We start from the raw sequence: 18,536 nt of genomic DNA, 5'->3' as shown, positions 1-18,536 counted from the left end.
GGATTTCGGTAAGATCCCGGGTCCGGCGCCGCCGTCTGATTTCCCGAATCTTGGGTACCACCCGGTTCGAGGGGGACGATGGGCACACACGAGGCGGTGACCGCGCAGGACGCGGCCCTCACACCGGGCGTCGCGGGCGGCAGGCCGCGCGCCAGGAACGAGCTGCTGCTCGGCCTGGCGCTGTTCGCCGTGTACTCGCTGGTCACGATGCTGCCCCAGCAGGGGCGGCGGCAGGCGGCACGCGACCACGGCGCGGCGCTGTTCCGGCTCGAACAGGCGCTGCGCATCGACATCGAGCCGACCCTCAACGGCTGGCTGGCGCACCAGCCCGCCCTGCGCGTCCTCGCCGACTACGAGTACGCGATCACCTACGTCGCGAGCGCGCTGGCCCTGCTCACCTGGTTACTTCTGCGTCATCCCGAGCGGTACCGGACGGCCCGCAACGCCTTCGTCATGCTCAACCTCGCCGGCCTGGCGTGCTTTGCGCTGTTCCCCGTGATGCCGCCTCGGCTGATGCCCGACCTCGGGTTCGTCGACACCGTCCGCGGCGGCCGCACCTGGGGATCGTGGGGCTCGCCGATGGTCGAGCACGCCGACCGGGTCGCCGCCGTCCCGTCGCTGCACATGGCCTGGACACTGTGGGTCGGCGTCGAGCTCGTCCGCGTGAAGGCGAAACGGTGGGTGCAGTGGCTCAACGCCGGGCACATCCTGGTGACCCTCTATGTGATCCTGGCGACCGCGAACCACTACCTGCTGGACGCGGCCGCCGCCGTCCCGTTCGTCGTGGCCGCCGGCTACGCCGCCGAGCGCGTCGCCCGCCCGCCGGCCCCCCGCGTCCAGGGGCCCGACGCGTTCTTCCTGTCGGTCGAGACGCCCGCCGCGCCGCAGCAGGCCGGCGGCGTCATCATGCTCGACACCTCGCGGGCCGAGGTGGGCCGGGCCGATCTCGTCCGGGTGATCCAGGAGCGGCTGCCCGGGCTGCCGCGTTTCCGGCAGCGGCTCGTCCGTCGCGGCCGGTGGCGCCGCCCGGTCTGGCATGACCACGACCCCATCGACTGGGCGTGGCACGTCACCGAGCGGCGGGTGGACGGCATGGCGGGGCTGCGCGCCGCGGTCGCCGAGCTCCAGTCCGAGCGGCTGCCGCTCGACCGGCCGCCGTGGCGGATGGTCGTGATGAAGGGCGCCGAGCCCGGCCGGACCGCCGTCGTGTACCTGATGCACCACGTCGTCGCCGACGGCGTCGGGATCGTCGCGCAGGCGGTGTACCTGATGGAGCCGCCGCCGGACGACCTCGGCGCCCGGTTCCCGCGCAGGCCGCTGCGCAAGGCGCTCGCCACCGTGATCGGGCTCGGCCAGCTCGCCACCGCCGTCACCAGGCCGGAGCCGCTGCCCTCCAGCGGGACGTCCGACCGCCGCTTCAGCACCATGCACCTGCCGCTCGCGACCGTGCGGGACGTGGGCCGCCGCCACGGCGCCAGGGTCACCGACGTCGTGCTGTGCGCGGTCGCGGGCGCGCTGACCCGCGTCGTCAGCGAGGAGGGCGGCCGTCCGGGCACCTGCCGCGTCGCCGTGCCGCTGATGATGCGGCCGCCCGGCAGCGCGATGGTCGGCAACCACACCACGGCCGTCATGGTCGATCTGCCGCTCGGGAAGATGGCCGAGACCGACCGGCTCGCGCTGATCGCCGAGCGCAGCCGCGTGCTGCGGTCCGGGACCCGCGCGCAGGCCGCCTGGTTCGTGATGTGGCAGGCGGGCCGGGTGATGCCCGCCCCGCTGCACGCCCGGTTCGCCCGGATGTCCTACAGCGGGCGGTTCCTGCAGGGCACCGTGTCGAGCCTCCCCGCGTCGGACAGGCGGCTGCGGCTGGCGGGCGCCCCGCTCACCGCCGTGTACCCGATCGTCCCGCTCGCGCCCGGCGCGCCGTTCGCGATCGCGGGGCTGGGCGTCGCCCGGGAGCTGTGCTTCGGCCTGTCCCTCGACCCCGGCCTGGCGGACGACGCCGACGCGCTGATGGACGCCGTCCACGACGTGATCGAGGAACTCGGGGACGGGCCGGAGTGAGGGGTCACACGCTCCGCATCGCGCGCAGCGACTCCTTGAGGGACCCCATCGTCGCGAACACGGCGGTGGGCTCGTAGCCGCAGTGCGCCATGCAGTTCGCGCACCGGTCGTCGCGTCCGCGCCCGTAGGCGTCCCAGTCGGTCGTGTCCAGCAGTTCCCGGTAGGTGTCGCAGTAGCCGTCGTCCAGCAGGTAGCAGGGCCGCTGCCAGCCCTTCAGCGAGTACGACGGGATCGCCCACGCCGTGCACGGGAAGTCGATCCTGCCTTCGAGGAAGTCGAGGAACAGCGGCGAGTGGTTGAACCGCCAGCGCTCGCGCCGGCCGTCCGCGAACGCCTTGCGGAACAGGTTCCGGGTCTCCTGCACGCCGAGGAAGTGGTCCTGGTCGGGTGCCTTCTCGTAGGCGTACGCGGGCGAGATCATCATCTGGTCGACGCGCAGGTCGTCGTTCAGGTAGTCGAGCACGTCGATCACGGTCTGCGGGGTGTCGGTGTTGAACACGGTCGTGTTCGTCGTGACCCGGAATCCGCGCTCCCGGCACATCCTGATCGCCGCGACCGCCTGGTCGAACACGCCTTCCTTGCAGACGGACGCGTCGTGCCGTTCCCGCAGCCCGTCGATGTGCACCGCCCACGCGAAGTACCGCGACGGCCGGAACTGGTCGATCTTCTTCGGGATCAGCGCCGCGTTCGTGCACAGGAACACATACCGCTTCATCCGGACCAGCTCGGCGACCAGCTCGCCGATCTGCGGATGCATCAGCGGCTCGCCGCCCGCGATCGACACCATCGGCGCGCCGCACTCGCGGATCGCCGCGACCGCCTGCTCGACCGGCATACGCTGCTTCAGCACGTCTGCGGGATGCTGGATCTTGCCGCAGCCCGCACAGGCCAGGTTGCACGCGTACAGCGGCTCCAGCTCCACGATCAGCGGGTACTTCGCCCGCCCCGCCAGCTTGTTGCGCAGGATGTACCCGCCGATCCGCAGGCTCTGGCGCAGTGGCATCGCCATTCAGGACGTCTCCTTCGGGTACCGGCCCGGTGCCGGGAGCGGGAACGAGCCGGTACGGGTGGTAGGTGATGCGGTCATCAGTGGTCCCGCCCGGTGACGAACTCGGCGATGCTGAGGAACTCGGCGCGGACGGAGTCCGGCATCCGGGCGGACCGCAACTGCCCGGCGGCGCGCCGGACCCGGCTCTCGGCCTCGGCCTCGGCCCACGCGCGCCCGCCCGCCGCCTCCACCAGCGCGGCGGTCTCGGCCAGGTCGTCCTCGGACGGTTCGGGCCGCGCGTACAGCTCGGCGAGCGCGGCCGCCTCCGGGGTGCCGGAGTTCAGCGCGGCGACGACGGGCAGCGACATCTTGCGGGACCGCAGGTCCGACATCGCCGGCTTCCCGGTGGTGCCGGGGTCGCCCCAGATGCCGAGGAGGTCGTCCACGAGCTGGAAGGCGATACCGAGCTCCGCGCCGAACGCCTCGAGAGCGTCCGAGAGGGACTCGGGCGCCTCGTCCAGGATCGCCCCGATCGCGCAGGAGCATGCCAGCAGGGCGCCGGTCTTGTCGGACGCCATGGCGATGCATTCGTCCACGCTGATCTGCCTGCGGGTCTCGAAGTCCATGTCGAGCGACTGGCCCGCGAGGAGGCGGCGCGTGGCGGTCGACAGCGCCCGCGCCGCCCGCGCGGAGCCCTGCCCCGGCGCCTCCAGCAGGACCTCGCCGGCGAGGGCGAGCAGCGCGTCCCCGGCCAGGATCGCGGACGGCTCGCCGAAGACCGTCCATGCCGCGGGACGGTGCCTGCGGGTCCGGTCGCCGTCCATGATGTCGTCGTGCAGGAGGGAGAACGCGTGGGTCAGCTCCACCGCGACGGCGCCGGGCAGCGCGCTCTCCGGCGGCGCCACGGCGGCCCGCGCCGACAGCAGCGCCAGCGCCGGACGCAGCGCCTTGCCCGCGGGCGCCCTGCGCGGACGGCTCTCCTCGTCGGTCCAGCCGAGGTGGTAGGCCGCGACACGGTAGGTGCGCGGGTCGAGCCGGCCCACCGCGGCGCGCAGCGCGCCGTCGACCAGCCCGCGGACATCGGTCATCGAGACCGGAACGGTCGTCACCGGTCCCTCACCCCCTCCAGGTGGCGACGGACCAGCCGCGCGGCGGTGACGCCGCTGCGCACTGCTCCCTCCATGGTGTCGGGCCAGCCCGTGTCGGTCCACGCGCCGGCCAGGAACAGTCCCGGCGCTCGCGTCGCCGCGCCCGGCCGGGCCGCCGCGGTGCCGGGCCGCTGCCGGAACGTCGCCCGGCGCTCCCGTGTCACGAACAGCTCCCGCACCCGGGCGCCCCGCGCGGCCGGCAGCAGCCGCCGCAGTTCCGGGACGAACCGGGAGCGCAGCTCGGCGGCCGGCATGTCGATCCACCGGTCGGCGGCCGACAGCGACACCGCGAGGTACTGGCCGCGGCGCAGCCCGCTCGCCGCCGTCCGGTCGAACACCCACTGGACGGGCGAGGCGACGGCGGCGGCGAACGGCGCGTCCATGACCGTGCGGTCGTAGACGACGTGCACGTTCACGATCGGGCTGGCGTCCAGCTCGGGCCAGCGCAGCGGGTCGGGCAGCGCCTGCGCGGGCAGCAGCCGCGCCGCCGTCTCGTGCGGCACCGCCATGATCACCGCGTCCGCGGCGATCGGCACGCCGTCCACCACGACCTTCGGGTCGGTGGTGACGGCCTCGACCTTCGCCTTCAGCCGGACGGTCCCGCCCATCTCCGCGATGCGCCGCAACGCGGGTCCGCCGTGCAGTTCCTCCAGCGGGACGACCGGAACCCCGATGTCGGCGGCGTCGGCGCGGCCGAGCAGCGCCCGCCTGCAGACCATCGCGGACAGGCCGAGCGCCGCGTCGTCCGGGTCGGCGTTCAGCGCGGAGGTGAGGAACACGCCCCACAGCGCCTGCCGCGCCCACGCCCGCTGCCCGTGCCCGGCCAGCCACCTTCCCGCCGAGACCATGTCGAGCGCGGGGTCGGCGGGATCGAGCCGGGCCAGGCCGATCGCGGCGCGCACCGCCCGGAGCCGGTCCACGGGCGGCAGCGGCGTGTACCGGGCCAGCGTGGGCAGCAGATGCAGCGGGCTCGGCAGGTCGGCCCGCCGCAGCCGCGCCGCCGCCGCGCCCGGCCGCAGCACGGGAACGTCGAAGCGGTCCTGCACCTCCACCAGGTGCTCGGCGCGCAGCCTGCGCAGCAGCCCCTGGTACGCCGTGCAGCAGCGCAGGAAGACGTGCTGCCCGTTGTCGACCCTCAGCTCGCCCCGGGCGAACGAATGCGTCGCGCCGCCCAGCCACGGCCGGGCTTCGACGAGCGTCACCGGCACACCCGATTCCTGCAGCGCGATGGCGGCGCTGATGCCCGCGAGACCGCCGCCGACGATGACGACGCTCACCGCTCCACCCCCGACAGCGCGCGCGCCGCGACGAGGGCCTTCTGCCATGTCGGCAGTGAGACACGGCCGTTCAGCGCGATCGACGGATGTTCCGCGATCGTCTCCAGCAGCCGCCGGTAGATGCCCGCCATCGCCGCCGTGCAGGCGGCGCTGCGCCGGTCCAGCAGCGGCAGCAGCCGCAGCCCCTCCGCGTACCAGGCCCGGGCCCGCTCCGCCTGGAAGCCGATCAGCTCGGCCAGCCGCCACGGCGGGTCGATGAACACGCCGGACTCGTCCAGTTCCAGCGTGCAGCCGAACCGGACCAGATCCTCCTTCGGGAGGTAGACGCGGCCCGCCAGCCGGTCCTCGCGCAGATCGCGCAGGATGTTGGTGAGCTGCAGCGCGACGCCGAGCGAGTCGGCGAGCCCCTCCGCGCGCTGCCGGCCGGCCGAGCCGAACACGCCGAGCGACAGCCGCCCGACCGTCCCCGCGACCCGCTGGCAGTACCGCAGCAGGTCGTCGAAGGTGTCGTAGTCGGCGCCCCGCACGTCGGCCTCGCAGCCGTCGATCAGCTCGCCGAACGCCTCCAGCGGAATCGGGTAGCGGCTCGCCGCGTCCGCCAGCGCGGTCAGCACCGGATGCCCCTCCAGCGCCCGCACGTCCGCTTGCTGCCGTACTGCCTTCTGGACGGTCAGCAACCGCTGCCGCGACCGGTCCAGCAGATCGAGCCGCACGCACGCCGGCTCCGGGCCGTCCCCGATGTCGTCGATGCCCCGCGCGAACGCGTAGATCGCGCTCATCGCCCGCCGTTTCGGCGGCGCCATCAGCCGTATCCCGTAGGAGAAGTTCCGGGCCTCCTCGCGCACCACCCGCTCGCAGTGCCGGTACGCCTCGGCCACCTGGTCGGAACGCTCGCACGCCTCCGAAACCGTCATCGCCGTCCCCCTCTCAGCGCGCGCGGCCCGAGCGTCCGTGCCCAGAGGCCGGGCAGCGCGGCCCGCCGCGGGCGCGGCGGGCGCGCGAGGACGTCGTAGCGCCCGCGTTCCAGGGCCGACAGCGTCGCGCGGCCCCCGGCCACGTAGCCCGCCACCGCGATCCGCCCCCATCCGGGCAGGCCCGCCATCAGCGGCGTCGTGCCCCGGTCCAGCAGGTCCGCGGCGCGGCGCGCCTCCAGTGCCAGCACGCCGCGCAGCCGCGTCGGCGTCATCGGGCGCGCCAGGTCGTCCTCGGTGCAGCCGAACCGCCGCAGGTCCTCGCCGGGCAGGTAGATCCGCCCGTCCCGGTAGTCCCGGCCCGCGTCCTGGCAGTGCTCGATGACCTGCAGCGCCGTGCACACATCGTCGGACGCCGCGGCGAGGCCGCGCTCGTGCGCGTCGAACAGATGCAGCACGATGCGTCCCACCGGCGCGGCCGACAGCGCGCAGTGCTCCGTCAGCTCGTCGAACGTCTCGTACCGCTGGACGGCCCGGTCCCGCCGGTTCGCCCGCACCAGATCGCGGAACGGCGCCTCCGGGAGGCGGTGCGCGTGCACGGCCCCGGCCAGCCGGCGTAACTGCGGCAGGTCCGGCGTCCGGCCGGCGAACACGCGGTCCAGGTCGTCGTCCACGAGGCCGAGCAGCTTGGCCCGCTGGTCCGGCGGCGCCTCGTCGCCGATGTCGTCGACGAGCCGCGCGAACCCGTAGACGGCCCGCAGACCGGCCCGGTGCCGGGCGGGCAGCAGCCCCGCCGCCACCGGGAAGTTCTCCCGCGCCGCGAGCCGGTCCAGCGCGCGATCGTGCTCCTCGACGCTCCAGGGCGGTTCAGTGATCACCTTGATGGGATCGACCGGACCGGCACCAGAGAAACTCTGGCCGAGGTATGGACTTATTTAAGGGTGCTGTCAGGGCAGCCGGGGAAGTAGCCGGAGGGCGACGTCCAGGGACCGGTCGCCCGGCGTTCCACCGTCCTCGAGCGTCCACACCTCGGCCAGCACGGCCTTGACGAATCCCCAGGCCACGACGCGTTCAGGTGGAAGGCCGAGACCGTCCGCGAGCTGCTCGACACGGGCGGGGACGAGCCTGAGCAGAGCGTCGTCGCGGTCCTCCGGGTCGGGGTTGTAGAGGAGGGCGCCGGCCTCGTAGCCGGGATCGCCGACGTACCCGTGCGGATCTATGCCGAGCCAGGGTTCGCGGGTCGCCCGCAGGATGTTGTCGTGGTGCAGGTCGCCGTGCAGGACGACCGTGCCGGACGGGTCGGCGCACAGTTCGTCGAAGAGCCGTGCCGCCCGCTCCACCAGGTGGCGCGGCAAAGGGCCGTCTCCGGGGTGGCGGCGCAGATGGTCCTTGAGGGAGGCGCCTTCCGTCTCCAGGCGGGGGAGCGGGCAGTCCGGCGGGGGCGTCCGGTGCAGGCGCCGCATCACGCTGACCGCGGCGGCCGTGGCCTCCTCGTCGCGGTCGGGGACGAGGGCGCTCGCGGGTGTCCCGGGGACGGCCCGCTCCAGCAGGAACGCGCCGCGTGCCGGATCGTGGGCCAGCAGCCGTACCGCGCCGTGCCCGTCGTAGGCGGCGAGGGCCGCGGCCTCGGCGGCGAGATGGTCCGCTCCCGGCGGTCCGAGCTTGAGGACTGCGGCCCCGCCGTCCTCCGGCGTCGCCTCGGCCACCCAGTGGCAGCTCAGGTCGAAGGGGCGGCCGAGGCGCAGCCCCCAGTCGCGGGCGACGGCGTCCAGCGTGGCGGGCAGCGCGTCCAGCCAGCGGCGGCCGTCGGCGCCCCAGGTCTCGATCGCGTGCCGGGCGAGGGTGGAGGGGACGATGCCGGGCATGTGATCGACTCTGTCATCCGGCGAGTAGCCTCGGGGAATGCCGAGCACGCATGAGCGCGAGATCACAGGGCCGGTGGACCTGTGCCTGCCGGACGGACGCCTCAACCCCGGCGCCGTCGGCTGGACGCGGCGGCCGCTGCACCGGGCGAACCTGCGCGGATGGAGCCGGGCGAAGCGGTGGGAGTACTGGGGCATCGTCACGCCCCGGCACATCATCGGGCTGGTGGCCTCCTCGCTCGACTACGCCGGAGTGCACGGCGTGTACGTGCTGGACCGCGAGACCGGCGAGGAGACCGGTAAGGACGCCGTGGTGCCGTTCGCTCGCGGTGCCGTTCTCCCCGACCGCAGCGGTGCCGGTGAGGTGTCGGTGCGGGGCGGGGGAGTGGCGATCGGGGTGCGGCAGCGCCCGTCCGGCTCCCGGGTGCGGGCGCTGGCGCCGGGTGTGCTCGATCTCGATGTCGAGATTCCGCTGCCGGAGGGGCACGAATCGCTCGGTGTGGTGATCCCGTGGAGTTCCCGGCGTTTCCAGTACACGGTCAAGGACGTCGGGCGCCCCGTGCGGGGGCGGCTGAGCCTGCCGTCGGGGGAGCACGAGATCGGGGAGGGGGCCTTCGCCGTCCTCGACCACGGGCGCGGCAAGTGGCCGTACCGGATGACGTGGAACTGGGCGGCGGCGAGCGGCCCCGGCCTGGCCCTGCAACTCGGCGGAAAATGGACGGACGGCACCGGCATGACCGAGAACGCCCTGTTCGTCGACGGCCGCCTGCACAAGATCGGCGAGGAGCTCACCTGGACGTATGACCGGGCCGACTGGCTGCGCCCCTGGACGATCACCGGGGAGCGCGTCGAGGTCGAGTTCCGTCCGTTCCATGAGCGGGCCGCGCGGGTCGAGCTGGGCGTCGTCGGCACCGAGACCCACCAGTGCTTCGGGCGTTTCAGCGGGCACGCCCGCACCGACGAGGGCGCCTGGATCGACTTCGACGGCCTCACCGGCTGGGCGGAGGAGGCCCGCCAGCGCTGGTGAGCCCCGCGGGACGGCGGACGCCGTCCCGCGGGCCCCCTCAGATCTGCGAGGCCTTCAGGGCGAAGACCTGGCGGGAGTTCTCAGACTCGGTGTGGCACCAGAGCCAGTCCTTAGTGCCGTCGTAGGAGACGTCCTCCGGGTAAGGGGGCAGGTTGATGGGGTACTGGACCAGGCTGCCCGGCGTCCAGGTGAGCAGGTTGCCCGGTGCGTTGTTGGTGTTGCTGCGGGTGATGTAGAACTTGCCGTTGATGCAGGTCCCGCCCTGCATCCGGTCGATGTCGACCACCGCGGCGAACGACGGGTGGGCGACGCCGTTCGTCTCCTTGAGCCGGCGGGTCTGGTAGTCGATGTCCCACTTGAACAGGCGGCTCGCCCGCTGCGGCGTCTCCAGGAACTCGCCGATGACGATGCTGTCGGGGACCGAGGTCCGGTCCAGGGAGATCCAGGAGTAGAGCACCTGCTGCTGCTGGTTGCGCACGACCGAGGAGTAGGCGGCGGACTGCGGCAGCACGTAGGCGTAGTTGTGCGCCTGGAACGTGCCGTCCGGCTGCCTGCCGATCTTGGTCTCGTCGCCGGGGGCGGTGATCTTCAACAGGTCCCGCATGTCGAAGATCCGGATGCCGCTGTTGGTGTCCACGACGTACAGCAGGTCGCCGTACCACATGATGCCGCCGGCGTGGATCTTGATGGGGTCGAAGTCCGGCGTCAGCGTGCTGCCGGTCGGCTCGACGAGCAGGACGTGCCGGTAGGCGGGCCGGGCCGGGTCGGTCATGTCGACGAAGCTGACCCGCACGCCCTTGTTCACCGTGTGCTTGCTGTACCACGAGGCGAGCTGGACCTCGCGGCCGTTGTACTTGCCGGTTCCCGCGTGGTCGGCGCTGGTGGTCAGGCCCTGCGGGTACCAGTAGGGGTCCCTGTTGTCGCCGTCCTGCCAGAGCCAGTGCGTCATCGTCGGCGGGGTGTCGGGGAGGCCGCCGACGCCGTAGCGGTTGGCGGAGTTCAGGACGTCGTCCACGGTGCTGCTCGGCAGCGTGCGCTTGAGGGCCGTGATCAGGGCGGCCCACGTGGCGGTCTGGCCGGCGGCCTTGTCCTCGGGGACGAGATCGAAGTCGGTCTTCGTGGGGTAGGTGACGTTGAGCAGGGACGGCTTGGGGAGCGGAGCCGGGTTGGCGAGGGCGCCGGTGGCGTCCAGCGCCCCTCCCAGGGCGAAGGCTGCGGGGGCGGCGACCATGCCCTTGAGAAGGGATCTCCTCTTGATCAACATGGGGGCACGGTAAGCAGCCCGGCGGATCATGATCAATAGCGCAAGATCAACTTTTTGGACCGTGCCGGTCAGGCGGTGTGGCCGCATCCGGCCACGGCCGAACGGCCGCCGCCCCGGGGGCGAATAACTTGATATCGAGATAAATTGCAGATAGCTTGACGTCAAGAGAAAACTTGCGGAAGTTAGGTCGCCCTGATTGCCGGTCGGGAGGCCGACTAGGGCAGGATCAAGGAAGACGAGCGCCCGTCCCGCAGCGCGCCGCCCTGTGCCGGCCCCGGGGACGGGCACATCGAAGACCATGACGAGCGCCGCGCGCACATGTCCCGGACCGGCCGTGCGGTGGCGACGGAGGAGGAGTCCGTGTCCGCGAACAGCTTCGGCAGCCGTGACAAGCTGCAGGTTGGCGACAAGTCGTACGACATCTATCGGCTGGACGCCGTCGAGGGCGCGGCCCGTCTCCCATACAGCCTGAAGGTGCTGCTGGAGAACCTGCTGCGCACCGAGGACGGCGCGAACGTCACCGCGGAGCACATCCGCGCGCTCGCCGGCTGGGACCCGCAGGCGCAGCCGAGCAAGGAGATCCAGTTCACCCCCGCGCGGGTGATCATGCAGGACTTCACCGGCGTGCCGTGCGTGGTGGACCTCGCCACGATGCGCGAGGCGGTACGGGAGCTGGGCGGCGACCCGTCCAAGATCAACCCGCTGGCGCCGGCCGAGATGGTGATCGACCACTCCGTCATCGTCGACTACTTCGGCTCGCCGGACGCGTTCGAGCGCAACGTGCAGCGCGAGTACGAGCGCAACAAGGAGCGCTACCAGTTCCTGCGCTGGGGGCAGACGGCGTTCGACGAGTTCAAGGTCGTCCCGCCCGGGACCGGCATCGTCCACCAGGTGAACATCGAGCACCTCGCGCGCGTGGTGTTCGACCGCGACGGCGTCGCCTACCCCGACACCTGCGTCGGCACCGACTCGCACACCACGATGGAGAACGGCATCGGCGTCCTCGGCTGGGGCGTCGGCGGCATCGAGGCGGAGGCCGCGATGCTCGGCCAGCCGATCTCGATGCTCATCCCGCGCGTGGTCGGCTTCAAGCTGACCGGCGAGCTGCCCGCCGGCACGACCGCGACCGACCTCGTGCTGACCATCACCGAGATGCTGCGCGAGCACGGCGTCGTCGGCAAGTTCGTCGAGTTCTACGGCGAGGGCGTGCACGCCCTGCCGCTGGCGAACCGCGCCACGATCGGCAACATGAGCCCCGAGTTCGGCTCCACCTGCGCGATCTTCCCGATCGACGACGAGACGCTGAAGTACCTGCGGCTGACCGGGCGCAGCGAGGAGCAGACCGCGCTCGTCGAGGCGTACGCGAAGGCGCAGGGCATGTGGCTCGACCCGTCGGTGGAGCCGGAGTTCTCCGAGTACCTGGAGCTGGACCTCGGGGCGGTCGTCCCGTCGCTGGCCGGCCCGAAGCGCCCGCAGGACCGCATCTCCCTGGCGAACGCCAAGACGACCTGGCGGCGGGACGTGCAGAACTACGTCGAGAGCGTCCTGGGCGCGCTGGACGAGGCGTCCAACGAGAGCTTCCCGGCCTCGGACACCCCGGCGATCACCCAGGAGACCGAGGGCGACAAGCCCCGGCAGGTCGACGCCAACGGCTCCGGCCGCCCGCACAAGCGGGTCCCGGTCACCCTTGAGGACGGCACGGAGTTCGTCCTCGACCACGGGCACGTCGCCGTCGCCGCCATCACGTCCTGCACCAACACGTCCAACCCGTACGTGATGATCGCCGCGGCGCTGCTGGCCAGGAACGCCGTCGAGAAGGGCCTGACCCGCAAGCCGTGGGTCAAGACCTCGCTCGCGCCCGGGTCGCAGGTCGTCACCGACTACTACGAGCGCGCCGGCCTCACCCCGTACCTCGACAAGATCGGCTTCAACCTGGTCGGGTACGGCTGCACCACCTGCATCGGCAACACCGGCCCGCTGCAGCCGGAGATCTCCAGGGCCGTCAACGACAACGACCTGGCGGTCACCGCGGTGCTGTCCGGCAACCGTAACTTCGAGGGCCGCATCAGCCCCGACGTGAAGATGAACTACCTCGCGTCGCCGCCGCTGGTCATCGCCTACGCGCTCGCCGGGACGATGGACATCGACATCCTGAACGACCCGATCGCCGAGGGCACCGACGGCCCCGTCTACCTGCGCGACCTCTGGCCCGAGCCGGAGGAGGTCGCCTCGATCGTCGAGTCGTCGATCGGGCAGGAGATGTTCGTCAAGGACTACGCCGACGTCTTCAAGGGCGACGAGCGCTGGCGCGGCCTCGACATCCCGACCGGCGACCTGTTCGAGTGGGACCCCGCGTCCACCTACGTCCGCAAGGCCCCGTACTTCGACGGCATGAGCGCCGAACCGGAGCCGGTCACCGACATCCGCGGCGCCCGCGTGCTGGCGAAGCTGGGCGACTCGGTCACCACCGACCACATCTCCCCGGCCGGGGCCATCAAGGTCGGCACGCCCGCCGCGCAGTACCTCCAGGACAACGGCGTCGAGGTCAGGGACTTCAACTCCTACGGCTCGCGCCGCGGCAACCACGAGGTCATGATCCGCGGGACGTTCGCCAACATCCGGCTCCGCAACCAGCTCCTGGACGGCGTCGAGGGCGGCTACACCCGCGACTTCACCCGGGACGGCGCGCCCCAGGCGTTCATCTACGACGCCGCGCAGAACTACGCCGCGCAGGGCACCCCGCTCGTCGTCATCGCCGGCAAGGAGTACGGCTCCGGCTCGTCCCGCGACTGGGCCGCCAAGGGCACCGCGCTGCTCGGCGTCCGCGCGGTCATCGCGCAGTCCTACGAGCGCATCCACCGCTCGAACCTGATCGGCCTCGGCGTCCTGCCGCTGCAGTTCAAGGACGGCGAGTCCGCGGAGTCCCTCGGGCTCACCGGTACCGAAACGTTCGACATCACCGGCGTCACCGCGATGAACGAGGGCGGCGTCCCCGGCGAGGTCACCGTCAAGGCCGACGACAAGGAGTTCACCGCCACCGTCCGCATCGACACCCCGGGTGAGGCGGACTACTACCGCAACGGCGGCATCCTCCAGTACGTCCTGCGCAACCTGATCCGCAAGTAACCGGCACCACCGAACGGGCCGCTCCGGAAGGGGCGGCCCGTTCCGCCGCTACAAAGAACCCTCACTGGGTTTGTTCAGCGGAGATGTCAGGCCGAATGCCATAGATCCTCCTCGGCGGAGGCTTGAACATGGCCCTGGCATCCGTGTTGGTCATGCTCGTCCTCGCCATTGCCTCAACGGCGCGAGACCACAAACTGATCGGGTCGGCCGGTGTCATGGCCGCAACCATGATGTGGCTTGCCCTGCGGTCGATCATCGGGCAGGTACTCCTGGTCATCGGCATCATTGCAGGTGTGATCGTTGTGGATCTCACATGAGGCCGTGGACGCCGAAGACGCATGGCCCCCCGTCCGCCGTGGGGTTGCGTCTGGTTCTGTGAGCGGCGGACGGCCGGCGGCGGATGCCTGCGTGACCGTGCTCAGTGGTCGAGGGCCAGGCGCAGGCCGAAGCCGATGAAGGCGAGGCCGGTGATCTGCTGGAGGCGCCGTTTGACGGCCGGACGGGTGAGGGCGCGGCGGGCGGCCCCGGCGGCGCCGACGACGGCGGCCAGCCACAGCAGGCCCTCGGCGGCGTGGATGGCCGCGAACAGCATGCTCGTCCAGAACACCGGGGCGCCGTCCGGGACGAACTGGGGCAGCAGGCTCATGTAGAAGACGCCGACCTTGGGGTTGAGCAGGTTGGTGGTGAGGCCCGTCCGGAAGGCGGTGGGGCCGGACGCCGGTGTCCACGGGGCCTCGGCAGTCTCGCGCGTCCGGTGCCGGGCGTTCCACAGGGCCCGCGCGCCGAGCCACATCAGGTAGCAGGCGCCCGCGACGCGCAGCACGCCGAACGCGATCCCGGACGCGGCCAGCAGCGCGGTCAGCCCGGCCGCGCTCGTCATCGCCCAGCACATCAGGCCGGTGACCACGCCCGCCGAGGACAGCAGGCCGGCCCGCCGCCCGCCGGCGACGGTGCTGCGCACGACGAGCATCGTGTCCACGCCGGGTGTGATCGTCAGCAGCGCGGCCATGACGGCGAAGGCGAGGCAGGCGGTCAGCACGGGGTAATGCTCCCTGAAACGCCCCGACGGGACAAGAAGGTTCGACATGAACAAGATCGGTGACCTGGACGTCTTTCCGCTCTGCCTGGGCGGCAACGTCTTCGGCTGGACCGCGGGCAGGGAACGCTCGTTCGAGATCCTGGACGGCTACGCGGCGGCCGGCGGCAACTTCATCGACACCTCCGACTCGTACATGGCGTCCGCGCCCGGCAACGGCGGCGGCGAGTCCGAGGAGATCATCGGGGAATGGACGCGGACGCGCGGCAACCGGGACGACGTCGTCATCGCGACGAAGGTCGGCCGGCATCCCGAGCGCCGGGGCCTGGCCCCCGCGAACATCAGGGCCGCCGCGGAGGACTCGCTGCGGCGCCTCCGCACCGACCGCATCGACCTGTACTACACGCACTTCGACGACCCGTCCGTGCCCGTCGAGGACATCATGACGGCGCTGGACGACCTGGTCACCGCCGGGAAGGTCCGGCAGATCGGGGTGTCGAACATCGAACTGGACCGGCTGGAGGCGTCCCTTGAGTTCAGCGAACGCGAGGGGACGGCCCGCTACGCGGCCATCCAGCCGCACTACAACCTGGTGTCCCGCGGCACCTACGAGGGGCCGCGCCGCGACATCGCCGAACGGCACGGGCTGGCCGCCGTCCCCTACTACGGGCTCGCTTCGGGCTTCCTGACCGGCAAGTACCGTCCCGGCGCCAGGGTGGACAGCGTCCGCGCCGGCCGCGCGGGCGGATACCTGGAGACCGAGCGCGGGCGCAGGGTCCTGGCCGCGCTCGACATCGTCGCCGAGGAGCAGGGCGCCGCCGTCGCGACGGTGGCGCTGGCCTGGCTCGCCGCGCAGCCGACCGTCGCCGCGCCCATCGCCAGCGCCCGCACCCTCGACCAGTTGCCGCCGCTCATCGAGGTGCCGCGCACGACGCTCACCGGCGACCAGCTCGAACGCCTCACCGAAGCGTCCGCCTGATCTGGTACTCCAGCCGCACTTAGTGATCTTTGGTGTGTTGTTGCTGGTGGTGGCATTGTCGGGCGTGGCGTAGAGACGGCGGATCTCGTTGGTGGAGATCGGTGCGGAAGAACCGGGTGACGGGCCGGATGCAACCGGGCCTGGTAGTGATCCAGACTGGTCTGGTTCTTGGCGGCCTGGGAGCATTCTTCGATCGCCCGGCGAGTCCCGGTCACCCTGCACCGGTTGCTGTATCGAGATCGGGTGGGGGCTGTGGCATGGGGAGAAGGCCGGGCCGGCCGGGTTGCGCAGTGCGCGGCGTGCACAAGACCCTGCGCGCCCTGGAAAACGGCATCCGCGACTGGATCAAGACCTGGAACGACCCCAGCCCTTTCACCTGGACCAAGACCGCCGACGAGATTCTCGAGCGCCTCGCCTCATATCTTGATCGAATTCCTGGCGCAGGACACTAGCGGAAGTCCTCGACCCGATCCCGTGCCCACTGCGCGAACGTCCGCGGCGGACTGCCCGTCACGGACTGCGCAGTGGGCAACGGGCCCAGGACACTCGGATCGAAGTCCTCGATGTCCGCCGGATCGCCCGGATTGCCGTCGTAGTCGGTGAATCCCAGCAGGAAGTCCGCAGCCTCGGCGGCGAATCCCCCGATCCTCATGTAGATCTCGCGCGCCTCCGCCGGAGTGACCTCCTCGAACCTGACCTCTTCGCCGAGCGCATCGGCGATGGCTTTGACCTGCTCGCGCAAGCTGATCAACTCCGGACCGTTGATGTCGTACGCCTTGCCGTGATGTCCGTCCTCCAACAAGGCTTTCAGCGCCACATCGGCGACATCCCGCTCGTGCACGGGAAACCAGCCCGCGTCCGGATTCGCGTCCCGCACCACCCCCTCGGCCCGGATCGACGGTCCCCACAGCGACAGCTTGTTGGCCGCGAACTCACCCGGCCGGAGGTGTGTCCACTCCAGACCGGACTCCTCGACGGCGTGTTCGACCGGCGGATGGAATGTCGTGTCGAAACCGCCGGTCACCGCGCCCGATGAGAGCACGACGATCCGCTGGACGCCTGCTTGCCCGGCACGTTCGACGATCTCCTTCGCCGTCGACGGCTCCGGGAAGAGGAACATCCGGTCCACGCCGTCGAACGGCACAGACTCCGGCTTGGTGAGATCTCCCTGGACGACCTCAGCGCCGGGCAGTTTGGCCCGCCCCGGGTCCCTGGTCAGCGCCCGTACCTGAACTCCCGCCTTGACCAGGCCTGTTGTCACGTTCCGCCCCACGTTCCCGGTTGCCCCGGTCACTAGCACTCGCACCCGCGTCCTCCTTTTTCGTACGTCCTACGGATAAACAATACCGTATCATCTACGGGAAACGGGAGGCCTGATGGAACGCAGCGGTGGCGGAGATCCTCGGGAGACCTTGCGCCTGCTCTGGCGCTCCCCGCAGGCTCGATCGGGTCGTGGCCGGCCACCAAAGGTCTCCCTGGACAAGATCGTCGCCGCGGCCATGGCATTGGCGGACCGGGACGAACTCGACGCCATGACCATGGACCGGCTCGCCGGGTCCCTCGGCGTCGGCACGATGACGCTGTATACGCACGTGCCCGGCAAGGCCGAACTGGTCGACCTGATGGTGGATTCCGCCTGGCGGGAACTCGACTTGACCCCATCGGGCTCGTGGCGTGACCAGATCGAGCACTACGCGAAACAGAACGTGGCCCTGCACGAACGCCACCCGTGGCTGCGCATTGTGTCGACCGTGCGACCACCCCTCGGCCCCGGATTGCTCGCCAGGGACAACTTCCTGCTGGCTGCTTTGTCCATGACCGGGCTGTCCGCCGCCGAGACGTCTGCGGCGACCGACTCCATCGTCACCTTCGTCGACGGCGCGGCCGCCGCCCTTGCCGAACACACCCATGCCGAGCGGATCAGCGGCCAGTCCGGCGACGACTGGTGGGCCGCCCGCCAAGTGTTCTGGGAAACCATCTTCGACCCGGCGCGATACCCGGCGATCGAACAGACCTGGCAGAACGGCGGCTTCAACCGCAACGCGGCCAAGGCGGCCGCGAACGCGTTCGACCTCGGCCTGCGCGCCCTGCTCGACGGAATCACCGCGATGGCCCAGCGGAATCGATGATCGCCCGTGTGGTCTCTCACCCCGTTACCTGGCGGTTGGGACACGTTCGGAAGCGGAAGGCCGTCAAAAGCGCGGGTCGGCCGGGTCGGTGACGGCGGGGGCCTGGAGCAGCAGGTGTCGGCAACGGTGCGGGTCACGCCCCACATCTCCCGCGCTCGCTGCATGCTCGTGGAGTTGATCTCCGGGGTGCCCATCAACGACCGGGCAACGAAATCCAGGACCGGCTTCTTCGCCGAGGCGACCAGATCGGCGAACCAGCCATGGAGTCCGTGACGATGTGCGCGGCTATGGGGTGGAACACCTGGGCGACCCCGGCGGTGTGCCGGTCGGAGACGACACCGGATTTGAGAAGAAGGGGACCTGCTCGGCAGGGGTGCAGCGGCAGTACACCGGCACTGCCGGGAAGATCACCAACTGCCAGAGCGGGGTGTTCCCGGGTTATGCGGGCCCGCGTGGACGGGCACTGATCGACCGGGAGTCGTATCTGCCGGCCGCCTCCCGGATCGCCGATCCGGACCGGCGGGCCCGCGCCAAGGTCCCCACCGGCGTGGGATGTGCGACCAAGCCGCAACTACTGGCCGTGATGATCGAGCGGGCCATCGCCGCCCAGGCACCGTCCGGGTGGGTGACCGCGCTCACCCGCCCACCGGCCGACACTCACCATATCCAGCGCTGCTCCTGCCGGCGGCTACAACACCAAGCCCGCGCCCGACAACGCCACCACCAGC

The 18,536-nt window shown here is 71.3% G+C and carries 16 protein-coding genes and 1 pseudogene; 8 read left to right on the top strand and 9 right to left on the bottom strand.

What is annotated here, in order from left to right:
• Window positions 1-78: 78 nt before the first annotated feature.
• The gene (locus tag ACQP1N_RS22765; RefSeq protein ID WP_067806882.1) at window positions 79-2,061 is read left to right on the top strand and encodes a bifunctional phosphatase PAP2/O-acyltransferase family protein; all 1,983 of its coding nucleotides are present in this window, start codon (window positions 79-81) and stop codon (window positions 2,059-2,061) included.
• A gap of 4 nt (window positions 2,062-2,065) precedes the next feature.
• Here the strand turns inward: ACQP1N_RS22765 and hpnH are convergent, their stop codons facing one another.
• From hpnH to ACQP1N_RS22735, 6 genes are all read right to left on the bottom strand, one after another.
• Window positions 2,066-3,070, bottom strand: a complete 1,005-nt coding sequence (gene hpnH, locus ACQP1N_RS22760) for an adenosyl-hopene transferase HpnH (RefSeq protein ID WP_067806879.1) — start codon at window positions 3,068-3,070, stop codon at window positions 2,066-2,068.
• Window positions 3,071-3,147: 77 nt separating this feature from the next.
• Entirely contained in the window at window positions 3,148-4,158 is a 1,011-nt protein-coding gene (locus ACQP1N_RS22755) for a polyprenyl synthetase family protein (RefSeq protein ID WP_433226515.1), read from the bottom strand.
• Entirely contained in the window at window positions 4,155-5,474 is a 1,320-nt protein-coding gene (gene hpnE, locus ACQP1N_RS22750) for a hydroxysqualene dehydroxylase HpnE (RefSeq protein WP_433226513.1), read from the bottom strand. The genes ACQP1N_RS22755 and hpnE overlap by 4 nt, the downstream gene beginning before the upstream one ends.
• Window positions 5,471-6,388, bottom strand: coding sequence for a phytoene/squalene synthase family protein (locus ACQP1N_RS22745; RefSeq protein WP_067806872.1), 918 nt, complete (start codon window positions 6,386-6,388; stop codon window positions 5,471-5,473). Before ACQP1N_RS22745 ends, hpnE begins: the two co-directional genes overlap by 4 nt.
• Window positions 6,385-7,263, bottom strand: a complete 879-nt coding sequence (gene hpnC, locus ACQP1N_RS22740) for a squalene synthase HpnC (RefSeq protein ID WP_433226511.1) — start codon at window positions 7,261-7,263, stop codon at window positions 6,385-6,387. The genes ACQP1N_RS22745 and hpnC overlap by 4 nt, the downstream gene beginning before the upstream one ends.
• Window positions 7,264-7,332: 69 nt before the next feature.
• The gene (locus ACQP1N_RS22735; RefSeq protein WP_433226509.1) at window positions 7,333-8,250 is read right to left on the bottom strand and encodes an aminoglycoside phosphotransferase family protein; all 918 of its coding nucleotides are present in this window, start codon (window positions 8,248-8,250) and stop codon (window positions 7,333-7,335) included.
• Window positions 8,251-8,287: 37 nt separating this feature from the next.
• Here ACQP1N_RS22735 and ACQP1N_RS22730 point away from each other — a divergent pair, with 37 nt between their 5' ends.
• On the top strand, window positions 8,288-9,274 hold the full coding sequence (locus ACQP1N_RS22730) for a DUF2804 domain-containing protein (protein ID WP_433226507.1): 987 nt from the start codon (window positions 8,288-8,290) through the stop codon (window positions 9,272-9,274).
• Between the two features lie 37 nt (window positions 9,275-9,311).
• On the opposite strand, the gene ACQP1N_RS22725 is transcribed toward ACQP1N_RS22730, so the two are convergent.
• Window positions 9,312-10,538 carry a hypothetical protein gene (locus ACQP1N_RS22725; protein WP_433226505.1) on the bottom strand — a complete coding sequence of 409 codons (1,227 nt, stop codon included), beginning with the start codon at window positions 10,536-10,538 and terminating at the stop codon, window positions 9,312-9,314.
• A gap of 360 nt (window positions 10,539-10,898) precedes the next feature.
• Between ACQP1N_RS22725 and acnA the strand changes: the two genes are divergently transcribed.
• Both acnA and ACQP1N_RS22715 read left to right on the top strand, forming a co-directional pair.
• Window positions 10,899-13,664, top strand: a complete 2,766-nt coding sequence (gene acnA / locus ACQP1N_RS22720) for an aconitate hydratase AcnA (protein ID WP_433226503.1) — start codon at window positions 10,899-10,901, stop codon at window positions 13,662-13,664.
• 128 nt (window positions 13,665-13,792) lie between these two features.
• A complete protein-coding gene (locus ACQP1N_RS22715) occupies window positions 13,793-13,981 on the top strand; it encodes a hypothetical protein (protein WP_067801430.1) in 189 nt (62 codons plus the stop codon).
• A 101-nt stretch (window positions 13,982-14,082) separates the two neighbouring features.
• On the opposite strand, the gene ACQP1N_RS22710 is transcribed toward ACQP1N_RS22715, so the two are convergent.
• Window positions 14,083-14,703: a LysE family translocator gene (locus ACQP1N_RS22710; RefSeq protein WP_207394035.1), complete on the bottom strand. Its 621-nt coding sequence runs from the start codon at window positions 14,701-14,703 to the stop codon at window positions 14,083-14,085.
• Between the two features lie 46 nt (window positions 14,704-14,749).
• Here ACQP1N_RS22710 and ACQP1N_RS22705 point away from each other — a divergent pair, with 46 nt between their 5' ends.
• A complete protein-coding gene (locus tag ACQP1N_RS22705) occupies window positions 14,750-15,679 on the top strand; it encodes an aldo/keto reductase (protein WP_067801435.1) in 930 nt (309 codons plus the stop codon).
• Window positions 15,680-15,978: 299 nt separating this feature from the next.
• Window positions 15,979-16,131 carry a hypothetical protein gene (locus ACQP1N_RS22700; protein ID WP_207394036.1) on the top strand — a complete coding sequence of 51 codons (153 nt, stop codon included), beginning with the start codon at window positions 15,979-15,981 and terminating at the stop codon, window positions 16,129-16,131.
• Here ACQP1N_RS22700 and ACQP1N_RS22695 read toward each other — a convergent pair.
• Window positions 16,128-16,985, bottom strand: a complete 858-nt coding sequence (locus ACQP1N_RS22695; protein WP_433226500.1) for an NAD(P)H-binding protein — start codon at window positions 16,983-16,985, stop codon at window positions 16,128-16,130. The genes ACQP1N_RS22700 and ACQP1N_RS22695 overlap by 4 nt on opposite strands.
• 70 nt (window positions 16,986-17,055) lie before the next feature.
• Here ACQP1N_RS22695 and ACQP1N_RS22690 point away from each other — a divergent pair, with 70 nt between their 5' ends.
• Together ACQP1N_RS22690 and ACQP1N_RS22685 are read left to right on the top strand one after the other, a co-directional pair.
• Window positions 17,056-17,808 (top strand): TetR/AcrR family transcriptional regulator, encoded by a 753-nt coding sequence (locus ACQP1N_RS22690; protein WP_433226498.1) that lies wholly within the window; start codon window positions 17,056-17,058, stop codon window positions 17,806-17,808.
• 262 nt (window positions 17,809-18,070) lie between these two features.
• Window positions 18,071-18,442: pseudogene (locus tag ACQP1N_RS22685) on the top strand (transposase); the annotation flags it as partial.
• Window positions 18,443-18,536 lie beyond the last annotated feature (94 nt).

Origin of the sequence: Actinomadura formosensis (genome assembly GCF_050948385.1) — a bacterium.
GTDB classification, from domain to species: domain Bacteria; phylum Actinomycetota; class Actinomycetes; order Streptosporangiales; family Streptosporangiaceae; genus Spirillospora; species Spirillospora formosensis.
The sequence above is the reverse complement of the archived record's forward strand: the minus strand, read 5'-3'. Positions and strand labels throughout refer to the sequence as shown.

Bases quoted from the DNA above. Each gene is read 5' to 3' on its own strand.
- ACQP1N_RS22715 (WP_067801430.1), top strand. From the start codon at position 13,793: ATGGCCCTGGCATCCGTGTTGGTCATGCTCGTCCTCGCCATTGCCTCA.
- ACQP1N_RS22730 (WP_433226507.1), top strand. From the start codon at position 8,288: ATGCCGAGCACGCATGAGCGCGAGATCACAGGGCCGGTGGACCTGTGC.
- hpnH (WP_067806879.1), bottom strand. From the start codon at position 3,070: ATGGCGATGCCACTGCGCCAGAGCCTGCGGATCGGCGGGTACATCCTG.
- ACQP1N_RS22745 (WP_067806872.1), bottom strand. From the start codon at position 6,388: ATGACGGTTTCGGAGGCGTGCGAGCGTTCCGACCAGGTGGCCGAGGCG.
- ACQP1N_RS22690 (WP_433226498.1), top strand. From the start codon at position 17,056: ATGGAACGCAGCGGTGGCGGAGATCCTCGGGAGACCTTGCGCCTGCTC.
- ACQP1N_RS22705 (WP_067801435.1), top strand. From the start codon at position 14,750: ATGAACAAGATCGGTGACCTGGACGTCTTTCCGCTCTGCCTGGGCGGC.
- ACQP1N_RS22765 (WP_067806882.1), top strand. From the start codon at position 79: ATGGGCACACACGAGGCGGTGACCGCGCAGGACGCGGCCCTCACACCG.
- ACQP1N_RS22725 (WP_433226505.1), bottom strand. From the start codon at position 10,538: ATGTTGATCAAGAGGAGATCCCTTCTCAAGGGCATGGTCGCCGCCCCC.
- ACQP1N_RS22735 (WP_433226509.1), bottom strand. From the start codon at position 8,250: ATGCCCGGCATCGTCCCCTCCACCCTCGCCCGGCACGCGATCGAGACC.